Annotated in this window: 16 protein-coding genes and 8 pseudogenes; 11 read left to right on the top strand and 13 right to left on the bottom strand. The window is 56.1% G+C overall.

The window, feature by feature from the left end:
• Positions 1–399, bottom strand: a 399-nt coding sequence (locus ACTJKX_RS33605) for a helix-turn-helix domain-containing protein (RefSeq protein WP_440727952.1), incomplete at its 3' end; no start/stop codon positions are given.
• Positions 400–807: 408 nt separating this feature from the next.
• Between ACTJKX_RS33605 and ACTJKX_RS33600 the strand changes: the two genes are divergently transcribed.
• Positions 808–3,588 carry a glycoside hydrolase family 2 protein gene (locus ACTJKX_RS33600; RefSeq protein WP_440727951.1) on the top strand — a complete coding sequence of 927 codons (2,781 nt, stop codon included), beginning with the start codon at positions 808–810 and terminating at the stop codon, positions 3,586–3,588.
• Positions 3,589–3,905: 317 nt separating this feature from the next.
• On the opposite strand, the pseudogene ACTJKX_RS33595 reads toward ACTJKX_RS33600, so the two are convergent.
• Positions 3,906–4,855, bottom strand: a pseudogene (locus tag ACTJKX_RS33595) (IS481 family transposase).
• A gap of 321 nt (positions 4,856–5,176) precedes the next feature.
• Here ACTJKX_RS33595 and ACTJKX_RS33590 point away from each other — a divergent pair.
• Entirely contained in the window at positions 5,177–5,425 is a 249-nt protein-coding gene (locus ACTJKX_RS33590) for a hypothetical protein (RefSeq protein WP_440727950.1), read from the top strand.
• Positions 5,426–5,882: 457 nt separating this feature from the next.
• On the opposite strand, the pseudogene ACTJKX_RS33585 reads toward ACTJKX_RS33590, so the two are convergent.
• From ACTJKX_RS33585 to ACTJKX_RS33575, 3 genes and pseudogenes are all read right to left on the bottom strand, one after another.
• Positions 5,883–6,383: pseudogene (locus ACTJKX_RS33585) on the bottom strand (phage major capsid protein); the annotation flags it as partial.
• 160 nt (positions 6,384–6,543) lie between these two features.
• Positions 6,544–6,783: a hypothetical protein gene (locus ACTJKX_RS33580; RefSeq protein WP_440727949.1), complete on the bottom strand. Its 240-nt coding sequence runs from the start codon at positions 6,781–6,783 to the stop codon at positions 6,544–6,546.
• Positions 6,780–7,112: a hypothetical protein gene (locus tag ACTJKX_RS33575; RefSeq protein ID WP_440727948.1), complete on the bottom strand. Its 333-nt coding sequence runs from the start codon at positions 7,110–7,112 to the stop codon at positions 6,780–6,782. Before ACTJKX_RS33575 ends, ACTJKX_RS33580 begins: the two co-directional genes overlap by 4 nt.
• 459 nt (positions 7,113–7,571) lie before the next feature.
• Here ACTJKX_RS33575 and ACTJKX_RS33570 point away from each other — a divergent pair, with 459 nt between their 5' ends.
• Complete coding sequence (locus ACTJKX_RS33570) at positions 7,572–9,968, top strand: glycosyl hydrolase family 95 catalytic domain-containing protein (RefSeq protein WP_440727947.1); 2,397 nt, start codon at positions 7,572–7,574, stop codon at positions 9,966–9,968.
• Positions 9,969–10,192: 224 nt separating this feature from the next.
• On the opposite strand, the pseudogene ACTJKX_RS33565 reads toward ACTJKX_RS33570, so the two are convergent.
• The 3 genes and pseudogenes from ACTJKX_RS33565 to tnpA form a co-directional block, all read right to left on the bottom strand.
• A pseudogene (locus ACTJKX_RS33565) lies at positions 10,193–10,642 on the bottom strand (transposase); the annotation flags it as partial.
• 74 nt (positions 10,643–10,716) lie between these two features.
• Positions 10,717–11,034, bottom strand: a complete 318-nt coding sequence (tnpB, locus tag ACTJKX_RS33560; protein WP_440727946.1) for an IS66 family insertion sequence element accessory protein TnpB — start codon at positions 11,032–11,034, stop codon at positions 10,717–10,719.
• Positions 11,031–11,426 carry an IS66-like element accessory protein TnpA gene (gene tnpA, locus ACTJKX_RS33555; RefSeq protein WP_440727945.1) on the bottom strand — a complete coding sequence of 132 codons (396 nt, stop codon included), beginning with the start codon at positions 11,424–11,426 and terminating at the stop codon, positions 11,031–11,033. Before tnpA ends, tnpB begins: the two co-directional genes overlap by 4 nt.
• Before the next feature lie 669 nt (positions 11,427–12,095).
• Between tnpA and ACTJKX_RS33550 the strand changes: the two genes are divergently transcribed.
• The 5 genes and pseudogenes from ACTJKX_RS33550 (at position 12,096) to ACTJKX_RS33530 (ending at position 17,838) form a co-directional block, all read left to right on the top strand.
• A complete protein-coding gene (locus ACTJKX_RS33550) occupies positions 12,096–15,089 on the top strand; it encodes a GH92 family glycosyl hydrolase (RefSeq protein ID WP_440727944.1) in 2,994 nt (997 codons plus the stop codon).
• Positions 15,090–15,413: 324 nt separating this feature from the next.
• Complete coding sequence (locus ACTJKX_RS33545) at positions 15,414–15,710, top strand: transposase DNA-binding-containing protein (RefSeq protein ID WP_440727960.1); 297 nt, start codon at positions 15,414–15,416, stop codon at positions 15,708–15,710.
• 195 nt (positions 15,711–15,905) lie between these two features.
• Positions 15,906–16,037 (top strand): annotated as a pseudogene (locus tag ACTJKX_RS33540) (transposase zinc-binding domain-containing protein); the annotation flags it as partial.
• Positions 16,038–16,112: 75 nt separating this feature from the next.
• The gene (locus ACTJKX_RS33535) at positions 16,113–17,279 is read left to right on the top strand and encodes an IS110 family transposase (RefSeq protein ID WP_440727943.1); all 1,167 of its coding nucleotides are present in this window, start codon (positions 16,113–16,115) and stop codon (positions 17,277–17,279) included.
• A gap of 340 nt (positions 17,280–17,619) precedes the next feature.
• Positions 17,620–17,838: a hypothetical protein gene (locus tag ACTJKX_RS33530; RefSeq protein WP_440727942.1), complete on the top strand. Its 219-nt coding sequence runs from the start codon at positions 17,620–17,622 to the stop codon at positions 17,836–17,838.
• A 65-nt stretch (positions 17,839–17,903) separates the two neighbouring features.
• On the opposite strand, the gene istB is transcribed toward ACTJKX_RS33530, so the two are convergent.
• Complete coding sequence (gene istB, locus ACTJKX_RS33525; protein ID WP_394315636.1) at positions 17,904–18,656, bottom strand: IS21-like element helper ATPase IstB; 753 nt, start codon at positions 18,654–18,656, stop codon at positions 17,904–17,906.
• Between the two features lie 27 nt (positions 18,657–18,683).
• Positions 18,684–20,216 (bottom strand): IS21 family transposase, encoded by a 1,533-nt coding sequence (gene istA / locus ACTJKX_RS33520; RefSeq protein ID WP_440727941.1) that lies wholly within the window; start codon positions 20,214–20,216, stop codon positions 18,684–18,686.
• Between istA and ACTJKX_RS33515 the strand changes: the two genes are divergently transcribed.
• Positions 20,157–20,960 carry a hypothetical protein gene (locus ACTJKX_RS33515; RefSeq protein ID WP_440727962.1) on the top strand — a complete coding sequence of 268 codons (804 nt, stop codon included), beginning with the start codon at positions 20,157–20,159 and terminating at the stop codon, positions 20,958–20,960. The genes istA and ACTJKX_RS33515 overlap by 60 nt on opposite strands.
• Here the strand turns inward: ACTJKX_RS33515 and ACTJKX_RS33510 are convergent.
• Positions 20,888–21,034 (bottom strand): annotated as a pseudogene (locus ACTJKX_RS33510) (transposase); the annotation flags it as partial. The gene ACTJKX_RS33515 and the pseudogene ACTJKX_RS33510 sit on opposite strands and share 73 nt — an antisense overlap.
• A 15-nt stretch (positions 21,035–21,049) precedes the next feature.
• Here ACTJKX_RS33510 and ACTJKX_RS33505 point away from each other — a divergent pair.
• Positions 21,050–21,160, top strand: a pseudogene (locus tag ACTJKX_RS33505) (3-beta hydroxysteroid dehydrogenase); the annotation flags it as partial.
• Positions 21,161–21,336: 176 nt separating this feature from the next.
• Here the strand turns inward: ACTJKX_RS33505 and ACTJKX_RS33500 are convergent.
• Entirely contained in the window at positions 21,337–22,254 is a 918-nt protein-coding gene (locus tag ACTJKX_RS33500) for a DMT family transporter (RefSeq protein WP_440727940.1), read from the bottom strand.
• Positions 22,255–22,786: 532 nt separating this feature from the next.
• Here ACTJKX_RS33500 and ACTJKX_RS33495 point away from each other — a divergent pair.
• A pseudogene (locus ACTJKX_RS33495) lies at positions 22,787–22,913 on the top strand (IS481 family transposase); the annotation flags it as partial.
• On the opposite strand, the pseudogene ACTJKX_RS33490 reads toward ACTJKX_RS33495, so the two are convergent.
• Positions 22,877–23,297, bottom strand: a pseudogene (locus tag ACTJKX_RS33490) (transposase); the annotation flags it as partial. The pseudogenes ACTJKX_RS33495 and ACTJKX_RS33490 sit on opposite strands and share 37 nt — an antisense overlap.
• Positions 23,298–23,301: the final 4 nt, after the last annotated feature.

The following is a 23,301-nucleotide window of genomic DNA, read 5'->3' as shown; positions in this document are numbered from 1 at the left end:
CACGGTCCGTTCATGATAGACGACGCCGAAGCGTTCCTCGATCACCCGCTTGAGGTCAACCCGCCGCCAACGCACCACGCCGTCTTCGCCTTGATCCGGCCCAGTCTCGACGATCTGGGAAAGGGCCGTGAGCTGATCTGAGGTCAGAAGCGGCGCTGGCCCCTTCCACCAATTATCCTTCAACCCATCGGGCCCAAGCTCGTTGAAGCGATGAACCCAATCGCGCAGGGTCTGTCGGTCCATGCCGCCAATCCGCGCTGCCTCTTCCCGGCTTCGCCCCTCCATCACCGCGGCAAGCGACAACAGCCGACGGCTCTGGTTGGCGTGTTTGGAACTGGCTGCCAGCCGCCGAAGCTCGGCTGGCGTCAAATCGGTTCTCATCTTCACCGCTGATGGCATGCGCGATACCCCCCGCACCCCAGGGAATCAGATCAGGATGATTTGCGGAATCCCCCGTGAGTCAGAAATCCTGCCCGTTGGTATAACATAATAAAACTACTTTTACGTTAAAAAATATTTATAAACTTAAATCCAATTATGTAGGCTTAGCCGTATTGAATATAAATTATAAAGGACGTTGACATAATTAAATGTGCCATTTCTTTCTTCCCAATGTGCCTTTTGCTTGTAATTTGACCATTGCAGGGTTTTATTCATCCCTGGCGTTGCCGGCTTCCACCGACGGCGCTTCGATGACTGGTGAGGCCCTCGTGCATATCAGCGCCGTAATCCCGGATATCAGCGAGCTGAAAAAAGTACTTTTCAAATTGCTTCTAAAAGATCAAAAATCCGAAGGAAGGAACTCGTATGCGTGACATACGGCCGTCGCCGATCCGATATTTTTCCTGCCGAAGCAGTCGATTGCTCGCGGTGCTCTTCGTGTCAACAGCCTGGCTGACGGGGTGCAATAGGGATCAATCCCAACCAGCATCATGGAGCTTCGATTCGAAGACCAATCAGAGCACGGATTCCTCCGCCACGCCAACTACGCCAGACGCTTCGACGACGGATATAGAGCTGATCAAGGGCAATGAGACCTTCTGTCAACCCGATCGGCCGATACAGAAAGACGGTGGCGACAACGGGCCCTATCTGACGGACTGTTCCACGGCTCGTATGGTGCAGTTGCTCGGCGCGAATCATGAGTGGAAATTCTTTTTCGACAAGGAGTCCACCAATCTGCAGGCACGGTTCCAGAATCGAACCGAAGCAGCGCTCAAAAGCGGCGCCTTCACGTTCGACAGAACAGTCTCGGACTATGAAAAGAATTTGATCACTACTGCGGACCAGGCGAGCACGAGCCAGTATACTTCCGATGTGCTCGACGATTCGAAATGGCAGAGCGTTACCGTTCCACATAGTTGGAATCGTTATGGGCGCTATTGCCGGAACGATACAAAATTCCTCAATGTCACAGCTTGCTCGCCCGATTTCCCCGAAGAGAATAAGGACAAGGGGTTCGGCTGGTATAGGCTTCACTTCGCCCGACCTGTCCCGAAGGGCGGCGGGCGTACCTTCATTCAGTTCGACGGTGTCGCCAGCGTTGCCGATGTTTGGCTGAATGGCCAATATCTTGGCCGGCATAATGGCTCCTTCGGCCGGTTCCGCTTCGATGTCACTGATATTGCCAAGGATGGCGACAATCTCCTTGCCGTCAGAGCAGACAACACCCAGCGAACAACGGATGCGACTGGCAACGGAGCGCCTGATCGTTATGTCGAAAATGCGACTTCCTATGTTCTGCCCCTATCGGGCGACTTTACAATAAACGGTGGCATTTACCGAGATGTCAGCTTGATCACCACGGCAACACCGATCTATTTCGATCTCGAAGATTACGGCGGACCGGGCCTCTATATTTCGGGAACGCCGGTGATCGCGCAGGCGGGATCAAGCGAGGCCGACGTGTCCGTTAAGGCACTAGTGGCCAATAAGAGCACGCACGAGCAACAGATCTCAATTCGCATCAAAGTCTCGGATATGGACGGCAAGCTTGTGACGACCCTGCTCTCCCCCGGCGACCGGGCCAAGGGCGTTACCTTGGCCGATGAGGCTCCCGCTGTCAGCGTTACCGCGCCATTGGGTACAAGTGTCAATACGATTGGCTTTCGACTCATCGGTATCAAGCTCTGGGACGGCAGAAAATCCCCCTATCTCTATCGTGTCACGGCCGACATCCTGGACGCGAAAGGCCGGCTGATCGACAGCATAACCCAGCCCTTGGGCCTGCGCTCGAGCGCGGTCGACAAGGCGAGCGGCTTTCAACTCAACGACCGCCCAATCTATCTTCATGGCGTGTCCCGCCATCAGGATCGCCTGAATCAGGGCTGGCAACTCGCCAAGGGCGACTATGATCAGGATATGGTGCTAATTAGGGAAATGGGCGCTAATACCATCCGCTTCGCCCATTATCAGCATGGAGCACGATGGTATGAACTGGCCGATACCTATGGCATGGCGGTGTGGTCGGAAATTCCGTTCGTTGATACTAGCTGTGTCAGCGCTAATCCGATCACTGATCCTCGCGTAGCATATAATGCGCAAACGCAGCTCAGGGAATTGATCCGACAGAATTTCAATCATCCATCCGTGATGTGGTGGGGACTGAGCAATGAGATCAGGAAGATACCCACTTGCTCAGACGCGGATATCGCTTTGGTAAAGGAACTGCAACTCACCGCAAAGGCCGAAGATTCGACCCGCGGCACGGTTCTGGCCTCCTCCAGAGGACCTGGAGATCTCGAAAACATCACCACCGACATCGCTCATAATTACTACCCTGGCTGGTATTCCTGGCTTAACAAGTCATGGAGTGATTGGGCAGAAAAGAAATTACTTAGTCTCTACAAAGCCGAGAAGGGAGGCGCGCCGGTGGGCCTATCGGAGTATGGGGCAGGAGGCGCGGTCAACCAACATACCGATGCCCGGCAACCGATCGGCTTCGATCGTTCCGTTGATCCTCCCAAATCATGGCAGCAGTCCAGTCAATGGCATCCGATCGAGTATCAGACCTATTTGCATGAATATGCATGGGCGACAATTGAGAGCTTTTCATGCGGCAAGGTCGGCAGCACGAATTGCAGGTTGTGGGGTTCCTGGGTCTGGAACATGTTTGATTTCGCCAGCGAAATGCGGACCGAGGGCGGATATATCGACATCAACGACAAGGGTCTTGTTACATTCGATCGCAAGAAGAAGAAAGATGCTTTCTACTTCTATAAATCGGCTTGGAATACGAATGATAAGTTCCTCTATATTTCCAGCCGTGACTATACTCAACGCTCTAAGCAGCAGGGCCGCTTAGACAGTGGACTGTTCACAATCGAGGTTTTTAGCAATCTCGGTAACCTCGATAAGAATTTGAAACTCGAGATCGATACAGCCGGCTCTGATACTCTTCAGCCGAGTTGCGAGCTCAAGACGTTCATGGTTCCGGATGGTCTCGGCAATTCGACAACAGCCACGTTGAAGAATGTCTGTATGTGGCCAAACGTTGCACTGAAACTCGGCCCAAATCATATCAAGGTAAGCAGCAGAGTGGATGGTAACACCTATTCAGACGAGGTAACCTGGACGCTTCTCGACTAGATGCTACTGAGGATAGAGCCGGCTCGGGAAAACTGGGCAGGTCAGATAAGTGGACACCTCCAAGAACCCGATTTTCGGATTGGATTGGGCGCCAGAGAGGCGGGTTTGGCGCCGATAAGCGTATTCTTTCGCGAGTGGATGAGCGGATTTAGGTATGGGAGCGCCGCGCAACGGCTTTCCCGCCGTCTTTGCGATCATCCGGCGGCCGCTCTTGCGTGCAGCCAAACGCTGCGTCTCATGTTGTAGACGAGATGTATCCATCCGGGGGCGGCCGCCTTGCATGGTGACGGCCTGAGGCGAAGCATGCGGCTTTAAGGCTAGGTGTTTAGTCCCAGCATGTCGTGGGTTGGTAGACGAACGAACAGCTCGGGTTTTTGGCGCTGATGTGTTTGAGTGCCTCGATCGGTGTCCTGAAGTGTAGCGCCCTGAGTTGTTTGGCGTAGTTATAGGCGAGCAGCCAGTCGCGGACGTGGCGTCTCAGGTCCTGGATCGAAGCATAGTGGAAGGCACGGACTGTGGCGTCTTTGATGGTTCGCACCATTCGCTCGGCCTGCCCATTGGTCCAAGGGTGATAAGGCTTTGTGAGCCTGTGCTCGACGTTGTTCTCGGCACAGACCCTTCCAAAGACATGGGCAACCAAGCCGCCCGCGGTCCGCCTGTCATGCTGGATGAACTGGACCCCATTGTCGGTGAGTACCGTATGGATCTTGTAGGGAACGGCCTTGAGCAAGGCCGTCAGGAAGCCGGCTGCGACTAGCTTGGTCGCCTTCCGGTAGATCCGGGCGAAGACCAATTTGGAGGTGCGGTCCACGGCCACGAACAGATGGGCTTTGCCGCCTTCGTAGCGCAGTTCTGCGATGTCGATATGGAAATAGCCGATCTCATAGGCTTTGAACCGCTTGGGCTTCTCGCGATCCGTCTTCGGTAGGCGGGAGATGCCATGACGCTGAAGGCAGCGGTATAGCGACGAGCGTGTCAGATGCGGAATGACGTCCTTCAGCGCGACGAAGACATCGTCCAGAGGCAGACGCGCCTGCACGCGCAAAGCAACGATCGCTGCCTCCTCGATTGCCGACAGGACGGAACTGCGTCGCTCCTTGGGACCCATAGCTTCGTCCTCGACCGTATCGCGCGATCGCCACTTCCTTACGGTCTTCTCGTTAAGCCCGTAGCGCCTCGCCAGTTCCGCGGACGAAGCTTGCGATCGCTGTAATTCTGCTCGAACGGCGTGCGTGGTCTTGGCGCTCCCGTGTAAAACCTGTCCCATAACGCGTCCCTCTCTGGCGATGACAAACGTACGCCATCACACTCCGGGACTAAATATCGCGCCACTGCTTGGTGAGGTAGAAGCGCTCTGCGATCTTGGGCGGCGTGGTGAGGAGCGGAGGCGGCGAGCGAAGCGACGGCTTCAGGGTTGTCAGCTTGGCCATGCTGGCTTTCCTTGCGTACGCGACTAAAGAAATGCAGGCCCATGCCCTGTAAAGCCCGTAAACAAATCACCCCCCAAAAGGAGGGATTACAATTCGTTCTGCCCCATGCTTGCGTTCAGCCATAGATCTACTTGCAAATTTGGACGTCGCGAGGGGCCGTGGAGAAAGACAAAAAGCCAGATCCTGCTTCCAAGATAGCCGCACTGGCCGATCTGGCATCGGATGCGCTTATTCAGAAGCCATCAAGCTACATAGTGGTTCACATGAATGTCAGGCATTCATTGGCAACCGTTGTCACGTTCAAAGACAACAAAGCCTTGGCAAGCATTGACTTCGATGCCGACCAGCTGGATATCCTGATCATGCAATTGGTGCATGCCAGAGACGGCATCAGCGGCAAGAAATAACGCGATCTCCCAGGGCCGCACCACTGACAGACGCGTCTATTGCATTCATGCATGAAAAAGCCCGCAGCTTGCGCTCCGGGCCATAAACATCCATCGGGCTGAAACGGCTATCCGCCAGCTGGGGCGATTCCCGCGGTCTACACACGCCGGGAAGAGCGCTCGTCCTATATCGAGGGCCAGCTCGCGAGTTGGAGTTTGTCAAGCGACACCCTTGTCGCTGGTCGTTGAGTACTCCGCAAATTTGGGCTCTCCCGCACTTTCGGTGCAACGATCTGTGAATCTTGTTGATGCCCAATGGCTCCATCAACAAGGAGCCGATTGTTGCCGTGACCAAACATATCCTGCCCTTCATTCCTCGCGAACTTGTCGTGGAGCGAATCCATCCCGACGCTGACCGTGTTACCGTGCTGTGCCGATCGCGCTGTGTAAGGGCGCGTCGGGCGACGCGCCGGAAGTCACCGTAGATGAAGGCTTCCGGGCGATAATACACGGCAAGCGCCAGGCGCTCGTCAGCCAGGATGGTGACGAGGTTCTTCACGAAGTCGTCTTCGTTCTCGGTCGCAACTTCGACACGCCCCCCCCAACGGTCGAACACCTGGGCGCCGAGCCGGAACGCACCGGTCAGGAACTTGTCGACCGCCATCGCCTGCGTGGTCACGACGGGCAGACCCCAAAGGGTCGACGAGATCGTCCCCTGCGGATTGCCGATGATGTGACGGCCCTCCCCGTCCTTCTCGACGACGTTGAGGAAGCGGATGAACTCCTGATGCCGGTGGCACTGCATGTGACGGCCGATCACGCTGCCGTCGAAGATATTGAGAGCGGCGAACAGCGTCGTCGTGCCGTCGCGGACATAGTCGTGGGTCATGGTGCCGGCGCGTTCCGGCTTCATCAGCAAGCCTGGCTGGGTGCGGTCGAGCGCCCGGATCTGGCTCTTCTCGTCGACCGACAGCGCCACTAGGCACCTTTGCCATGCCTATATTCGGCGCCGTCAGACGCAGCCTTGGTCGCCCTGCCTGACCAGGTCACGGCATACCCATAAGAACCGGATGTGATCGCGTACAGCCTGGGCCGGCCGTGGCGGCGCTACGCTCACCTTGGTGCGCTCGCATATGCGATCACACCGTGACTTTTGGAAGCGTATCTAACCAAGCCTCGACCTTGTCGTAATAAATGCCGCTGTCCGTTTCCTGCACTGTCCCGTCGGGGCATAAAATCGCATAGGCTGCCGAACATATTACGCCTTCGACGACCGGCTCAGACCAATTGGCCAGACCTTCATCGTCGAGTACGATCTGCCAGGCTATAACGGGTGAACGGCCAAAACGTCGAGCGCTCTCGGGCATTGGCCAGATCATATAATATCCGGCAGCCGCTGCGATGATTTGAACTGCCATAAGGATTCCTTCATCCTCCTTAATAATTCGATGTCTGCTTCAGTCGAACCGGAAAGAAACGCTAGTGCGCAGTTGGCGCTGGCTCGAATTGTGCTTTGTCGGGCAATTCGGTAAGGGTTTGCTGCATTTGTCTGTTGCCGTTCGTCGCCAAAGTCATCGTCCAGCTCCGCCGATAGAAACCGGTTCGTCAACGCCTTCTTAAGCTCATCGCCAAGCCCGTCCTTCGCCGAAACGGCCTGAGGATCATGACCAGCAAACAGTTGATTCAGTGCGCCCTTCTTGATGGCCATGCGCACCCTCCTTCGACACGACAACGGCCCAAAAAACGTACGGCCTAAAAAACGCAAAATCTCGGATAGCCCCCCTTCGGAGAAGACCATCACGTGTCCACCCGCACAAAAGCGCGCGTGTGGCCGCGAGGATCCATTGCCGCCATCGACGGGAATTATTGAAAACCCCGATATGCCTCAAAAGAATAATCACATCAGCCACATTTCGCAAGTGATGTCGCAAATATAAATGACGAACACAGAGAAATAATATCATATGATATCTTAAGATGTAAATGTTTATAATTGTTTAGTGATATATCTTACTTGTATATCTATTTGGAATAAATATACTCATGGTGGACGGGGCTGAGACGTTGTCTGTATAAACCAGAATGGATGCAGAGTCCCTTCCAAAAGCAACGCTAGCGAAGAACAAGTTCGGGTCGCCTTTAAGGCCGGAGCGCGCAAGCCGATCCGATGCTGCCCAGCTTCTGCGCAAGGACAAAGGCATTTGAACGTCTAGATTTGTTTTCTTTGATACAAATCAACAAGAAAAAAACAAGGGAGAGGAAGATGTTTAGATCAAATCTTATTATGGCGTTACTCTGCTGCACAATTTTGGCGTCGTGCAATGACTCGAGCAGTTCCGGCGATTCGAGCGAAGGGATCTTCAGCGACCAGGCAGATACTCCGGGCGCTCCTTCCGTTACGCCCCCTTCAAAAGTCACCATCGTCAGGCCGCCCGCCCCTATTCCTTATGCGCCAGCCCCCTTCTCCTTGTCGAACCTCGGGAAGGACATCTACAATGGTGTCTTTACAGGAAATGGCCTGCTCGGCACCATGACCTATCTGTCGAGCAACAACGCATCGACGTTGCGCATCGATGTAGGCCGAACGGACCTGTTCGACCATCGCGCCAAGAAGGGCGTGATGATTTATCCCGACCCCTTGTTTCTGACGACACGATTGCCGCTCGGGCATTTTGAACTGGACTTTGGCAGCGCTATCTCGACTTCGTCGGGGTTAATAAACCTGTATGACGGCAATGCGACTGCTACGATCACGACCCAGGCAGGACAGCAATATTCCATCAGAACCAGAACCCTCGCAGACGAAGACACGATCGCCATCGAGATCGAAGGACCGGCGGTTGGCGCGCCGACCGTCAAGCTTACATGGGTCATGGAGGCTTCGAAGAGTTCACGGACTCCCACCCCGACGGGTTATGTCGCCAATCCGAGTGCCATTTTCACCCTCTCGAATGGAAACTCGATCTATACGGTGCCGATGACCGCCGGGGGCAGCTACGGCCTCGGCTACAAATCCGCAACGGCGGCCAACAAGACCACGATTATCGCAAGTACTTTTTATTCAAAACAGAACATGGGCGCTGCAAGCCAAATCGCAGAAGCGCTGAATGCCTTCGACGTAGCGAGGTTGGATGCAAAAGTGGAGACACACGAAGCCCATTGGCATCAATATTATACAAAATCCGCATACAGAATGCCGGATGCATCTTTGCAGTCGTTCTACGATATGCAGCTGTATAAGTTTGCATGCACGGCACGAGAGAACGGCCCACCTATCGATTTGCAAGGACCATGGACAGTCAACAACACTCCCTGGCCAGGGTATTGGTCTAATCTAAACACTGAACTTACCTATTCACCGCTATATACAGCAAACCACCTGGAGATCGCGCAGACACTCATCAATGCAATAGACCGAAATAAAATCAATCTCACCCTTAATGTTCCGCAACAATATCAATCAGATTCGGGAGGAATTGGGCGCGCCTACGGCGCCGATATGATAAGCCCTGTGCTTTTGGAGCCTGACACCGATGGCAAGCTTGGGAACAATACATCTCAAGCGGAGCTCGGAAACCTGACGTGGATTCTATTTTATTACTACCAGCATTATAGATATTCTATGGATAAGGCGATTGGTTCCAATCTATTCGATATTCTCAAAAAAAGTGTCCAATACCAAATTCATCTCCTGAAAAAGAATGCGCAGGGAAAATTTGAGTTTTTCGTAAAGACATATTCACCAGAGTATCCAAACGGCTACGATTACAACACAAATTATGATCTTTCGATTCTACGGTGGGGCCTGAAAACGCTTCTCGCACTCAATATTGAACTTGAGATGAATGATTCCATGGCATCCACCTGGAAAGACATCGAAGACAATCTGATAGAATATCCAACGGATGCCACTGGGTACAGGATTTCGACGAATATTGCTTTTGCACAAACGCACCGGCATTATTCTCATTTATTCATGATATACCCATTCTATCTCGTGAACTGGGATCAACCGGGGAATCGGCGTCTCATCCAAACCTCGGTTCAGACATGGCAAAGCAAGACGGCAGCACTGCTAGGATATTCGTTCACAGGCCATGCCTCTATGCAGGCCATGATGGGTAACGGCAATGCCGCCCTTGAGGCGATAAAGACGCTGCAGCAGGTTTATATCAAGCCCAATACGCTTTATGCGGAAACAGGTCCTGTCATCGAGACGCCGCTTTCTGCAGCGACGAGCTTGCAGGAATTGAGTCTTCAATATTGGAATGGCGTCGTCCGCGTCTTCCCAGCGGTCCCTGATAATTGGAAGGACCTGTCCTTCGACAACTTCCGTACCGACGGCGCGTTCCTCATCTCAGGCAAGAGGGTGGCTGGCGTGAATACGAGCGTGATCATCGTGAGCGAAAAAGGCGGCACGATCATGATCAATCCCAACTTAGGAGATAAGGTCGTTTCCCAACAAATCACACTTCAAGCTCCTAATAACGGCGTCTACACGATTAAAATGCAACCGGGCGACATGATAGAGCTAACCCCCTCGGGAACATCGCAGGGGAAGTGATCTTTCCAGTGCCCCAGGAGCCTCCCTCTGGACGTCTTAGAATATGTCCAGGTGGCGTCGGAGTGCTTATGGCACTGTCTTCCGGGCCTTGGCGGTAGCCTGGGCAGAGACATCTACTCGAAGCCCGTTGCGACAGTGACACGTTGCAACGTCTTGGAGGCAACCGGATGCTGGCGGGCGGCGGCGAGATTGTAATAAAGAAGCGCCTTGGCAAGATCCCGAGCCACCGACGGCGACAGGTTCGGGGCATCCTTGCCCAGCAAGGCGCCAAGCGCCTCTTGGAAATCGCCGCTCGAGATGCCGCGCAGGTACAAAACAGGCAGCAGGGCATCCAGGCTCTTCGTCCGCCGCGCCCATCTTGGCAAGATCGCCGATGCGAACGTGATGCGATCCTCGCCCGAGGCCGCCAAAGCCCGGTCGCGCACCTTGGCTCGCCGAACCTCGACAGGACCAATCCCCGTCTGGATCGAACGTGCCGGCCCAAAGCCATGCCGGACAAGCCGGTCACGCCCATCTGCCAGCTTCATATCGGCATGATCGCTCAGAAAGTCGGCGACTTCGGCCTCGATCGCCCGCGCGAGCAACTGCCGCGCTCCGTCCCGCAAAAGACTCGTCAGTGGATCGTCAATCGCGCCGGGCTGACGCAGTTCTACAATCTTGCTATTCTCATTCATGGCGTATCGCTCTCGTTGAGAGGTTCTGGCAGGCTCGACACCCGCCTCGATACGCCGCCCTCTTCAAACCGTCATCACCCAGATTCCGCCATAGCTCCTATGTCCGCCAAAAAAAGGCGATCGGAAAGTTGTGTTCGAAACAGTTGACAAAGGCCATAGGAGATGAACTCTCCGCGGTCGAGGCGCTTGGCGTAAAGCGAGAGCCCGATGCCGTCGTGCCACAAGATCTTGGCCAGGTCCCCTCGACGGCCTCGGAAGATGTAGAGATCGCCCGCATGCGGATCGCGCTTCAAGCTCTCCTGCACTGTCAAAGCCAAGCCTTGCATGCCGCGGCGCATGTCCGTGTAGCCCGTCGCGATCCAGACCCTCACATTGCTTGGGATCGGGATCATCGCCGGCCCAGAACATCAAGAACCCGCCCCAACGCCTCGGCGTCGACATTCTCATCAACCCGGATACTTTTGCCGTCACCCAGTTTGATCTCGATCAGGCCGCGGCGCTTCCTGACCGGCCCCCCCGATGGCGATTCCATAGAGGGTGCCTTCTCGGCCAGGGCCTCGGCTGGCACGATCCGCACCGGAACAAGGTGGACCACTGTCGAAGGGCCGCTCGCAACCCGAGCCTGCCGCCGCCACGTGAACACCAAACTCGTCGCAATGCCGTGTCGCCGCGCGATCTCTGCCACCACCGCGCCGGGCGCCAGCGTCTCTTCTATGATCCGCATCTTCTCGTCGCGAGACCAGCGACGGCGGCGCTCAATTCCACCCAGAACTTCAACTCGCATCAACCGACCTTAAGGCTAGCCTTAAAGCCGCATGCTTCGCCTCAGGCCGTCACCATGCAAGGCGGCCCTCGCCGGAGGCGTACCCCGCAAGAACCTTGAGATTCTAGCCGCACTGTCGCGGGCGCGCGGATTCAGGCTGGGATCGGGATCATTGGAGCCTTATCAGCACAACCTCGCGGGCTATTGACGGCTGTGTAGACGGGCACCTTCTAAGCGTAGAGATTTTACTAAAAATATAATTATATATATTATAATTTATCATAGATAATTTATTGCAATAAATAATAAATAAATATTTTAATACCTAGACATACAAAAATATCTATCAATGGCATTTATATTATTTAAGAAACTATATTGTTCGATTTTATACATACAATTCCTGCGATTTATCTACAGCAGAACACGATTATCATCGGCTCAAAGCGCAGCGCCTCAATGGAGAAAACAAGGGGCTGTTAAAAACTCATTTATATCGATACATAATTATATTATTAAAAACATTTATGTGTATATTATAATTTAATAAATTCGTCTAAAACTCAATGAGCTTGATATATATATTTCCTTAGGCAATACTGAGGTAAATTAATTTAATCTTCGGCATCATACAAATCACTTAAGCAAACCACACCTGATGATGCTGAAGATATTCAGAAGGACAGTGCCATGACGCTGGCAAATAAAGAAGATTTACTTAAAAAAACATCGTTACTATCCTTCCTCATCCTGCTCTCATCTTGCGGTGGTGGCAACGATCAAGGTTCGACCAATGGCTCAGCGTTCGCTACAACATCGCCCTCTGCCCCCGTCGCCTCTCAATTTCAAGCTAATACAGCCACTCTCACCGCTAACTCCGATCCTCGCAAGGTTGAGTTTCCGACGGACAGGCTGGACAGCTCACGCCCGCTGGCAGATGCCACACAATTAGCGGTGGCACAGCGGCGCCAGGACCTTGCCGATTATGTCAACACTATGCGGGGCGCCAATTCTAGTGGCAACTTCACGCGCGGCAACACCTTCCCGGCCACGGCGGTGCCGTTCGGTTTCAACTTCTGGACACCGGTCAACCGGAGTGACAAGAATTGGTTCTATCAGTTCAAAACCAACACGGACTATCCCACCGATAGCGGCGGTATCATTCCTACCGTGACCGAATTTGCAGTCGTGCACGAACCGAGCCCCTGGATCGGCAACCGGCAGTCCCTGTCCATCATGCCCGTAAGCGATCTTGGAAAGCTCAATCCGGAGAACCGGGGACAGACCTATTCACGCGCCAATGAAACCGCTCATGCCCACTATTACAGCTTGATCTTCGACAACGGCTTGCGCACGGAAATCACGCCCACCGATCATGCGGCTGTGTTTCGCTTTACTATTCCTGATTCCGTTACGCACCAGACCATTCTCTTCGATCGTTTTGCCGGAGTTGGCGAGGGCGATATGACAGTTGTCGATGCCGCCAATGGCATCGTTTCTGGGATGACCGACTTCCAGGACGACAAGAATGCGCCACCGCTTTATTTCTACGCCCGGTTTAGCGCCCCGATTACGAACTCGCGGCGCATCGATGTTAGTAATGTCAAAAGCTGGCTACAATTTGCTACGCCAACCGGTGGCAAGGTCATCGAAATGAAGATCGCCACCTCTTTCATCAGCAGGAGCCAGGCAAAGGCTAATTTGGAAGCCGAAATCGGCGCGAAGAACTTTGATATGGTGATGGCGGAAGCCAAGGAGGCGTGGAACGACAAACTGAACATCGTTCAAGTCGAGGGCGCAACGGAGGCCCAGAAGATTACTCTCTACTCCAACCTGTATCGCGCCTTCCTTTACCCCAATTCCGCGTGGGAAATAGAGGGCGGCAAGCCGGTCTATATGAGCCCTTACACCAATCCCCTCAGCCGGAAGGAAGGCAAGATCTGGGTGAACAACGGCTTCTGGGACACGTATCGTACGACATGGCCCCTCTACGCCCTCGTGATTCCCAAAGAGGCGGGAGAGATGATCGACGGATTCGTCAACGCCTACAAGGATGGGGGCTGGGTGCCGCGCTGGTCAGGTCCCGACTATCGCGACAGCATGGTCGCCACCAGTTCCGACGTGATCTTTGCTGACGCCTATTTGAAGGGCGTGCGCAATTTCGATGTTGCAGCAGCCTACGAATCGATGCTCAAGAACGCAACGGTGTATAGCGGCGACGGTGCCAAGGGCCGGAAAGGCATGAACACAACGCCGTTCTATGGCTATTCGACACTAGGCAGCGAATCCGTCGCCTGGTCACTGGAAGCCAATCTCAATGATTTCGGTATCGCCCAGATGGCAAAGGCGCTCGGCAAGGACGATGATGCTGCCTATCTCTACAATAGCGCCATAAGCTATGCGAACATGTTCGATGGCGCGGGTACGGGGAGTTGGGCTGGCGGCTTCTTCCGGCAGAAATCCGCATTGGGAGCGTTCGGCTCCGGTGCCGCCTCGCCGACTATCTGGGGGTACGCATATACTGAGGGTAATGCCTGGTCCTATGCCTTCCTCGCCCCGCAAGACGGGCAGGGGCTCGCTAATCTTTATGGCGGCCGCGCCAAGCTCAAGGAACGGTTAGACGCCTTCTTCACTACGGTCCCGCAAGTGGACTACACCGTCGCGGGTAGCTATGGATCCATAATCCATGAGATCAAGGAAGCCAGGGCGTCGCACGATCTGGCGACTGTCGGACAGTACCAGCATTCGAACCAGCCCGTGCATCATTCGATCTACATGTACAATTATGCGGGAAGCCCGGCATCGGGGCAGAAATATCTGCGCGATGTCATGGACAAGCTCTATACTAATGGTTTCGACCGCAATGGCCTCGCCGACGGCAGTGGCTATATCGGCGATGAGGATAATGGCGAGCAATCGGCCTGGTATGTCTTCAGCGCTATGGGCTTTTACCCCGTCAGTGTCGGCCGGCCCGAATACGCGATAGGCGCTCCCTATTTCCCGAAAATGACCGTCACAATCACCACCCCGGCCGGAGAGCGCAAGGCCATCGAGATTCTGGCGCCGGGCGTCAGCAGTACCAATCGCTACGTGCAGGGGCTCAAGCTGAACGGGCGGGCCATCACCCGCAGTTATCTCACCCATGCTGAGATCGCTGCGGGGGCGACGCTGGAATTCCAGATGGGTCCCAACCCCTCTGCAAACTGGGGCACGGCAGCGACCGATTTGCCCACCTCGCTCACGGCGGGCAACGCCAAGCCAGCGCCCCTGCAGTCGATCCTGCCGGGTAACGCCTTCACGCTGACCGCGAGCAGCACTGGAAACATCGCCAACCTTTCGGACCGGAATTCTCTGACCGAATGGAGTTCCGCGAGCGCAGGCTGGATCCAGGCATCGACGAGGCAGGTGGGACGCGTAGTCAAGATGTATACGGTCACCTCCAGTAACGGCGTACAGGATCCTACGGGATGGACGCTCAAGGGATCGAACGACGGCGCCAACTGGACGACACTTGACACCCGCATTTTCTCGGCGGACAGCCCGGCCTTCACCTGGAGACGCCAGATCCGCCCGTTCCAGGTGCAAACGCCGGCAAGTTACACCAGCTACAAGCTCGAGTTCACTGGCCAGTCGCCGGTGGCTGTCTCAGAGTTCGAACTGCTTGCCAGCTCTATTCACCCCTAAATGCCTTTCCTCTGCGGTGGCAGCTTGGCCCTGCAAAGCAGTCCTCAATACATCCCATACATAAGGTTGCTGCTCCCCGCGGCGGCCGAGACGATCCGCCGTGGTTTGTCGAGGATCCGACGAGAGCGTAAGCATCCGGCGAAGCATGCGATTACCCACAAGTAGCTGGCTCATTTTAGGGAGTTGGAACAGAAAATCTTGAATCGAAAGAATCGGCTATGATTCTGTGTCGAGCACCTGGAACGTCGAAAGTGGTGCAAGATGTCGGTGCAGAAGGTCGAACAAGCCGGAAGTCTGGAGCATTAGCCCCGGCAAGAGGTTGATATCGAGGCCTTCATAGATGCCAGGCTCGGCCGGCAGTTTTGTGACCTTCTTCGTCGGTTGAGTGAAGGAATGGGCGGGAGTATTCCCTTCGCTTGCCAGGATTGGACGAACACCAAGCTGCCTACCGGTCCTTCTCAAACCCGCGGGTCGAGGAAGGCGATATTCTCAATGGACATTTCGCGGCAACACGCAGCCGCTATAATGAGAGCGAAGGTCCAATCCTGCTTTTGCAGGACACAATCGAGTTCACCTTCCAGCGTCGAGACCCGCACACGATCGGCTTCACCAAAAGCGTGAACAGTGGGCGCGATACAACTGGGCGGCTTCGCCACCACGCAGTTTGCGGCATCTTGATGCATTCGAGCCTTGCTGTGGCGCAAGAGGGTCTTCCGTTGGGTTTAGCAGCGGTCAAATTCTGGAATCGGGCAAAATTCAAAGGGACTGCGCAACTCAAGAGGAAAATCAAACCAACGCGCGTCCCCATCGAAGGCAAGGAGAGCGTGCGCCGGTTGGAGAACCTGCGTGATTCCGTTGATCGGCTTGGGCGGTCACATCGACGCCTGCACCGATTGTGGCCGGATCCGCCATGCCTACAATTCCTGTCGTAACCGGCATTGCCCCAAGATCCTATGGGCTGGTGGATAGCGACCTGCCGTCAGGCAGAATGGCATTGCTAAACCACCCAGTCTGGAGGCGATAATGCAACAGGTTGCAAATCGGCCGGAACAGGCCGCTATCCGCATCAATCTTGGCGCGATCTTTGTTTCGATGGAACTGTCTCAATCAAGTTGGCTGATCACATCGCTGTCGCCAGGTGGCGGGGAGAAGATGTCCAAGCATTGTCTGCGAGGCGGAGACGTTGCGGGACTCCTGGAGCTGTTTTCGACGCTCAAGGAAAAGGCTCAGGCACGAACCGGCGAGCGCCTCCGGATTATTGTTATCCAGGAGGCTGGACTAGATGGTTTCTGGATCCATCGGGTGCTTCAGAGCGAGGCGATCGAAAGCCACGTGGTTGACGCCGCCTCGATCCTGGTGTCACGGCGGCGCCGGCGGACGAAGACCGATAAGATCGACGGCGAGACCCTGGTACGGACCTTACTGGCCCACAAGCGCGGCGAGCCGCGGGTCTGCTCCATGATCAGGCCGTCGAGCCCCGAGGAAGAGGATCGTCGCCGAATCTGCCGGGAGCGCAAGACGCTGATCGCCGAGCGGGTGGAGCACGTCAACCGGATCAAGGGACTGCTGTTCGCCCAGGGCGTCGGTGACTATGAGCCGCTGCGTCGCGACCGACGCGCCAGGCTTGAGGATCTGCAAACGGGTGATGGTCGCGCCTTATCTTTCCACCTGAAGGCACAGGTTATGCGTGAACTCGACCGGCTTGAGCTGATCCTGGAGCAGTTGCAAAAGGTCGAGGCGGCGCGCGATGATCTGCTGTTGGATCGGGCCAAGGCGAACGACCCGGCGCCTGTGGTGAGACTGCTGCAGTTGAAGGGGGTGGGCGCTGAGTTCGCCAACGTACTCTGGTCTGAAGGTCTTTATCGCCATTTCGACAATCGAAGGCAGCTTGCCGCCTATGCCGGGTTGGCGCCAACGCCCTGGCAGAGTGGTTCTGTCAATCATGAGCAAGGCGTCTCAAAAGCAGGCAATCCGCGGCTGAGGGGAACGTTGGTGCAGATGGCTTGGCTGTGGCTGCGACACCAACCAGACTCGGCCCTCAGCCAATGGTTCAAACAGCGGGTCGAGCGCAACGGTGGGCGGCTGCGTAAGCCGCTTATCGTCGCCTTGGCACGTAAACTGCTAATCGCACTGTGGCAGTATGCGACCGCCGGCGTGGTGATGGAAGGCGCCATCATAAAGCCGGCCTGATCTGAAGCCAAATAAACCTCTTTCACCATCTGACGGGGCCTGATCAGCCCCGGCGGATCCAGGTGGACGAACCGGCCTGGCATATGGTCTCAATGACCGCTCCCAAGAATGGACACGTCCTCCTGAGCCTAGCCGCCGTATGCGGGATAAGGGTGCAGCCGCCCCGGCGCGGCGACCGTATGTGAGTTTCAACCGAGCCAGAAATGCTCGTATTGGGAACAGGCTCAACCTCGGATCCGTAACAACACGAGGAGATAATCCATGAAGCCGTAAGCCGTACACAATCGGGTTGACCCGTGCTCGCCCATGTGAATGCCAGGGACAGGCACGGGTGGCCTGGATGACGTTCCTGGCCGAGAACGACATCCCGTTCATCCTGCGCATCAAGGATGCCTTCCAGATCCGCTTGGCCGATGGCCGCCGCTGCCCGGTTGCTTCCCTGTTCAGAAAGCTCGCCATCGAGGGCGCCGCTATGTACGCGATACTTGCCGCCTCGGGTTGCGCGGCAGTGCGCTCGGGCTGCGGATTCCGACGAAGTCGGACACCTATTCCAATCTGAAGCCGGACAGCGGTGACGTCATTTCGGCAGTGTCGTGTGGATGATGTTTGTGGAAGAGCGCGTGGTCAAGAGGCGGGCTGATCGAGATCGGCTCGCCGGGCTTTTCGCAGGCTCTCGCCTGTGAGTTCGATGCGATAAGCATTGTGCACTAGGCGATCGAGGATGGCGTCTGCGATGGTTGGGCTGCCGATCAATTCGTACCAGTGGTCGACGGGCATCTGACTGGTGACGATGATGGAGCGAGCTTCATAGCGGTCCTCGACGATCTCGAGCAGATCACGGCGCTGGTCGGCATCCAGTGGTTCTGGTCCCCAGTCATCGAGAATGAGCAGGTCCAGGCGTGCGAGTGAGCGCAACATCCTGGCATAGCCCCCATCTTGGCGCGCCGCAGCCAAGGCCGTGAACAGGCGCGGCACGCGATGATAGGCAACGGCCAGATCGTCTCTGCAGGCGCGATGGCCCAAGGCTGAAGCGAGCCAACTTTTGCCGACGCCACATGGGCCGGTAATCAGTAAATTATGCCGGGCCCGGATCCAATCACCGGTCGCGAGCTTGAGAAAGAGCGATCGATCCAGTCCGCGCACGGCACGGTAATCGACATCCTCGATCGTGGCGGTATGGCGCAGCTTTGCAGCCCGTGCCCGGCGCTCGAAGCGCATTTGCTGGCGCTGGGTCAGTTCCTGCTCGAGCAACAGGCCGAGCCATTCGCCATGGTCGAGATTGCGAGCTTCTGGCTGAGCCTGCAGGTTCTGGAAGCCTTTGGCCATGCCTTGCAGGCCGAGGCGATGCAGCAGATCGAGAGTGGGGTGGGTGAGCATGATCTGTCCTTTTGTGGCGAGGGATTGTCAGTGGAAGTAGCCAGGACCGCGCAGATTGGCGTGAACGATCACGGCCTCTTCAGCGCTGGACTTGCTTGTCGGCTTGCTATGCAAGAGAGGGGCGATGGCTTTGTAGCTGAGCGCTCCGATGGCGATGGCTCGCCCGGAGATGGCTTCGGCACGATCCGGATTAATGTCCTTGAACAGCCGCAGTACCCCCAAACATGAGCGAAAACCCTGCTCAGGATGGGGCTTGTTGGCGAGAATGGCGATGATGAGCCCCTCGGTTTGGGGGCCGATCGAACGACCCCAGCGTCGGAAGCGATCCGGCGTCCAGTCGGCATAGCGCCGATGGGAACTGGGCATGTGATCGGGATCGGTGCCATGCCGCTGGCCGCCATAGCGTCGTTGATGAGCACCGACGCGCTGGCCCAGGTAGAAGATCTCGATCGTCCGGGCGGTGGCGCGGATATCGACCTGTTTGCGGATCAGTCCGTGGGGAACCGAATAGAAGAAGCCGTCGAACTCGACATGATAATCGATCGACACGCGCGCCAGCCGCCACTCGGCGAACTGGAAGTCTTCCGCCGGCAAAGGCGCCAGGGTCTGGCGTTCGAGCGTATCGAACAAATGCTTGCGGCTGACGCCGAGCCTGCGCATGACATGGGTGTTCAAGCGCTCCAATGCCTCGACGATGGCGGCATTCGCCTCGGTCAGGGAGAAGAAGGTCAGTTTGCGCAGCCGGCCCAGGATATAGGTCTGGGCAAGACGGACGCCAGCTTCCACCTTCGCTTTATCGCGAGCCTTGTAGGGCCGCGCCGGCAGCACGCCGACGCCGTAATGGGATGCCATCACGCCATAGGAACGGTTGAGCTCGGGATCGTAGAAGCTGGCCTTGTTGACGCCGGACTTCAGATTGTCGCAGACCACCAGGCGGGGCACGCCGCCAAAGAAGCGGAACAGACGGACATGGTTGCCGATCCAATCGGGCAACGCCTGCGACCAGCAGGCTTCGGCGAAGGTGTAGCTTGAGGCGCCAAGTACCGCGACGAACAGTTCGGCATCGCGCACTTCACCCGTATCGCGATTGACGATGCCCAGCTTCTTGCCGGAATAATCGACGAACACCTTATTGCCGGCCACGTGGTGCTGGCGCATGGTCGGTGACAGGCGTCGTTCGAACTCTCGGAACAGATCACAGAAGCGACTGTAACCGTACCCATCGGGATGAACCTCGCGATACTCCTCCCACAGCACCATCAGATTGACGCCCGGCCGCTTCAACTCGAAAGCCAAAGCGGCCCAATCCGGTTCAGGACGCCGGCGGAAACCGGGCGGCTGGCCTGCCCGCGCATAGAGCCGCTCCTCCAGCGCGGCATCGGTCAAATCGGCTGGCAAAGGCCACGTCAGGCCGATCGCCTTCGACCGCTGGAGACCGCCCTGGATCGTGCTGCGCGCCGCTCCTAGCGTCTGCCCTATTGCCCGAATGCTTACCCCGTCATGGGCAAGCCGAAGCATTTGTCGGATCTGTCGCATCGTCAGTTCTCTCTTGGCGGGCATCGGCCATTCCTCGTGGATTACGAGGGGCTTCATGCCCGAGGGACTGACACTGGCGAAAACGTCTCTCCGGGAAAAACCGACCGGATATTCCTCGGAATCTCTGTCCGGCTTCAGTTCGGAATCGTGTCCGGCTTCAAATCGGAACGGCGTCCGACTTCACGTCGGAATCCCCGTCCGGATTGGATCGGAATCCGCACTCGGGCCGCCCGTCAAGCTCGCGGCGACACGGTTGGTCAGCAAGGAGCTACTGGTCGTGGCAACCAACACCGATCCCAAGATCGCCATGGCCAATTATGGCCGGCGCTGGGACATCGAAACATTGTTCGCGGCAAGACGCACGGGCTCAACCTCGAGGACACCCACATCACCGACCCGGAACAGATCGCCAAGCTCATCGCTGTGCTGGCCGTCGCCTTCAGCTTTGCCCATGCGATCGGAGAATGGAGGACAAGGCACCGGCCGATCATCATCAAGACCCACAAGCGCAAAGTGCAATCCATCTTCCGCGTCGGCTTCGGCCTGCTGAGAAAAATCCTGATCCGGGGGGCATGGGATGCCGTCCAATGCTGGCAGGCCATGATGAAAGGCAAACCGCCAACGCCACATGCAAATAGAGCCACCTCGCTCCCAACATCAAAGAGTCGCACCGTGCCCGACACGACAAGCGTCCCGACCTTGTCGCCCAGCCCTAGTCCCAGGAAACGCATAAAGGAAAGACGGTCCTGGATCTGGAACTCGGCCTGATCGTCCGACGGGCTGTACAGCGCCTGCAGCACGATGATCTTGAACATCATCACCATATCGTATGGCGGCCGGCCTTCTCCAGCTCCTGACTGACCAACGACAAGGGCAGCAGCATCTCCTTCGAAGACTATGCCATCGCTTTGGCCGACGAGATCGAAAAGCCCGCCCACACCCGGGCGCGCTTCACCGTCGGCTACTGACGAGCGGGGGGCTAAACGGCGGTGCCAGCAAGCTGCATGTCCAAAGGACGGCCGGCGGTGCACTCGATCACCACCATCGAAGGCACCGCTGCTCCGCGCATCATGATGAATTAAGGGGCTGCTTCACGTATTGAGCTAGCGGCGCTATGCACTGCCTTGTTGGCAACTTCGCGGAATCAATCGACAATGCGCGGCGATGTACCGCTATCCCGCCGCATCAGATAGACAGACGCGCAAATGATCAGGCCAGCTCCCGGCCAGAAATTGACGCTGGGCGTAGTTGCATACACGATCCAGGCGAAAATCACATTGATCGGCAGCCTCAGATCATCGAACGGTTGTAGATAGACTGCATCCGCCACGGCATAGGCGGCAGTTTGAAAATATTGCGCCAAGGCCGTGAAAGCCCCGATGACGGTCACTATGGACCAGACTTCGATGGTCGGGGCGCTGATTGCGGGCAGACCTATGCCGGATACCAGCCAAAGCGTGGCGTTGATAGGCGTGAGAAGCACCAGCATATAGGTTGAAATGCCCGCAGGTTTTTCGAAACGGGTCAAATACTTGGTCATCACCGAATAGCCCGCCCACAGGGCAGCTGCCAGGATCGGTAGGAGCGAATAGACCGTAAAGGAATCCGACCACGGCGCTACGATGATCAGCGCCCCGATAAAACCGATGAATGTTGTCGTCAGGCGGGTTGGCGTGACCTCTTCGCGTAGAAAAAGCCGCGCGCACATGATGACGAAGAAGGGTGATGTCATGGACAAGGCAACCACTTGCCAGATCGGCACATGGGTCAGCGCGAGAATCCAGACCTGTACGCCGGCGGCGGCAAGTGCGACACGAATGACGTGAAGGCCAAAATGCCCGGTGCCCAACGCTCCCGCGCCTTCGCGAACAAGCAGAGGCAAGGTAAAAACAAGAGCGATCACATATTGCCAAAAGGCGATGATGACCGATGGGATGCCAGTGCGCGTTCCCGCCCATTGAGTGGCAACATTGACGGCGGCGTAGGCCGAACAGGCAGCAACCATCAGCGCTGCTCCGCGCACGGTTGACTTTAACGTTAGGGCAGAGGCAAGTTGGGTCAACGACTATTCTCCTTTAGTGCGTATACTTATGGAATTGGGCGGCATTCCGTTTCTGATATTGGCAAGCCGTTGGTGTATTCATCAGACAAACGTCGCCCCTGTGCGCCTCGGCACGCCGTCCGCATCGTGCCTTCGAAAAGCACCGATTGTCCTGATGGAGTGCACCCCACCTGAGCAGGACGACATCCTGAGTCTGTTCAGCAGGCAAAAGCAAACCGATCGGCGCCTATTCCTGTTCCGTTATACCCAATTCATTCGTCCACCGATCCCTTCAAATTTGCGCCTTAAATCAAAACCAGAGTTCTCGGCCCGTGCCTGCGAGCGATAAAACAGTCCATGAATCGCACGAATTCATAAGGTACTTAATATTATCCGATAAATTTTTTACAAAAATTATAACGTTTATGTAAAATAGAATACATTTATTAGTTATCTCTAAAGATCTTAACTACTTATGCTAAATCTCTTTGATTAGGTGCTTGATACCGGCATTTGATGGTGCAGTCTTTTCTTCAGGATGGAAGGATGCGCTATAGGCCAGGTTCACCACGGGGAGCGCCACGACGACAGCGGCGGTCCGTCGAACGATACAGCATAGTCAAGAGAGTCTGAGGCACGTTGCCAAGCTGCAGCCACCCCGATCCACGACGATGTGGCGCTTGGTGCCTGGCTTGCCCCTGTCGGTTGGGTTGGGGCCGACCGCGTCACCCCTTTTTGGCGGGCGCGGATGAGGCGTCTACCGAGGCGCGTGACCCGTCGATCTGGCCGGCCAGGCTGAGCCGGTCGAGCATGTGCCGATGGAGGCGGTCCCATAGACCGCTTTCCTGCCAGCACGCAGACACCACCAGCATATCATGCCCGAGTGTCCCGCGACCTCGAAGGGCAGGCGCTCCCAGGCGATCGCCGTGCAGGACGAACAAGATGCCGATCAGCGCCTCACGCGAGCCCACCGGCGGGCGACCGCCTTTCGGACGCGGCAGATCAAGCGCAAACAACGGAGCGATTTCGGTCCACAACGCATCGGGAAGGAGCTTCTTGGCCATGACA

The sequence above is a fragment of the Labrys sp. 22185 genome (assembly GCF_052045555.1).
GTDB lineage: Bacteria > Pseudomonadota > Alphaproteobacteria > Rhizobiales > Labraceae > Labrys > Labrys neptuniae.
This window is presented reverse-complemented; position numbering and strand designations above follow the sequence as displayed.

Bases quoted from the DNA above. Each gene is read 5' to 3' on its own strand.
- ACTJKX_RS33600 (WP_440727951.1), top strand. From the start codon at position 808: ATGCGTGACATACGGCCGTCGCCGATCCGATATTTTTCCTGCCGAAGC.
- ACTJKX_RS33580 (WP_440727949.1), bottom strand. From the start codon at position 6,783: ATGATCTGGCCAATGCCCGAGAGCGCTCGACGTTTTGGCCGTTCACCC.
- ACTJKX_RS33575 (WP_440727948.1), bottom strand. From the start codon at position 7,112: ATGGCCATCAAGAAGGGCGCACTGAATCAACTGTTTGCTGGTCATGAT.
- ACTJKX_RS33570 (WP_440727947.1), top strand. From the start codon at position 7,572: ATGCTGCCCAGCTTCTGCGCAAGGACAAAGGCATTTGAACGTCTAGAT.
- tnpB (WP_440727946.1), bottom strand. From the start codon at position 11,034: ATGATCCCGATCCCAAGCAATGTGAGGGTCTGGATCGCGACGGGCTAC.
- tnpA (WP_440727945.1), bottom strand. From the start codon at position 11,426: ATGCGAGTTGAAGTTCTGGGTGGAATTGAGCGCCGCCGTCGCTGGTCT.
- ACTJKX_RS33550 (WP_440727944.1), top strand. From the start codon at position 12,096: ATGACGCTGGCAAATAAAGAAGATTTACTTAAAAAAACATCGTTACTA.
- ACTJKX_RS33535 (WP_440727943.1), top strand. From the start codon at position 16,113: ATGCAACAGGTTGCAAATCGGCCGGAACAGGCCGCTATCCGCATCAAT.
- ACTJKX_RS33530 (WP_440727942.1), top strand. From the start codon at position 17,620: ATGACGTTCCTGGCCGAGAACGACATCCCGTTCATCCTGCGCATCAAG.
- istB (WP_394315636.1), bottom strand. From the start codon at position 18,656: ATGCTCACCCACCCCACTCTCGATCTGCTGCATCGCCTCGGCCTGCAA.
- ACTJKX_RS33515 (WP_440727962.1), top strand. From the start codon at position 20,157: ATGGGCAAGCCGAAGCATTTGTCGGATCTGTCGCATCGTCAGTTCTCT.
- istA (WP_440727941.1), bottom strand. From the start codon at position 20,216: ATGCCCGCCAAGAGAGAACTGACGATGCGACAGATCCGACAAATGCTT.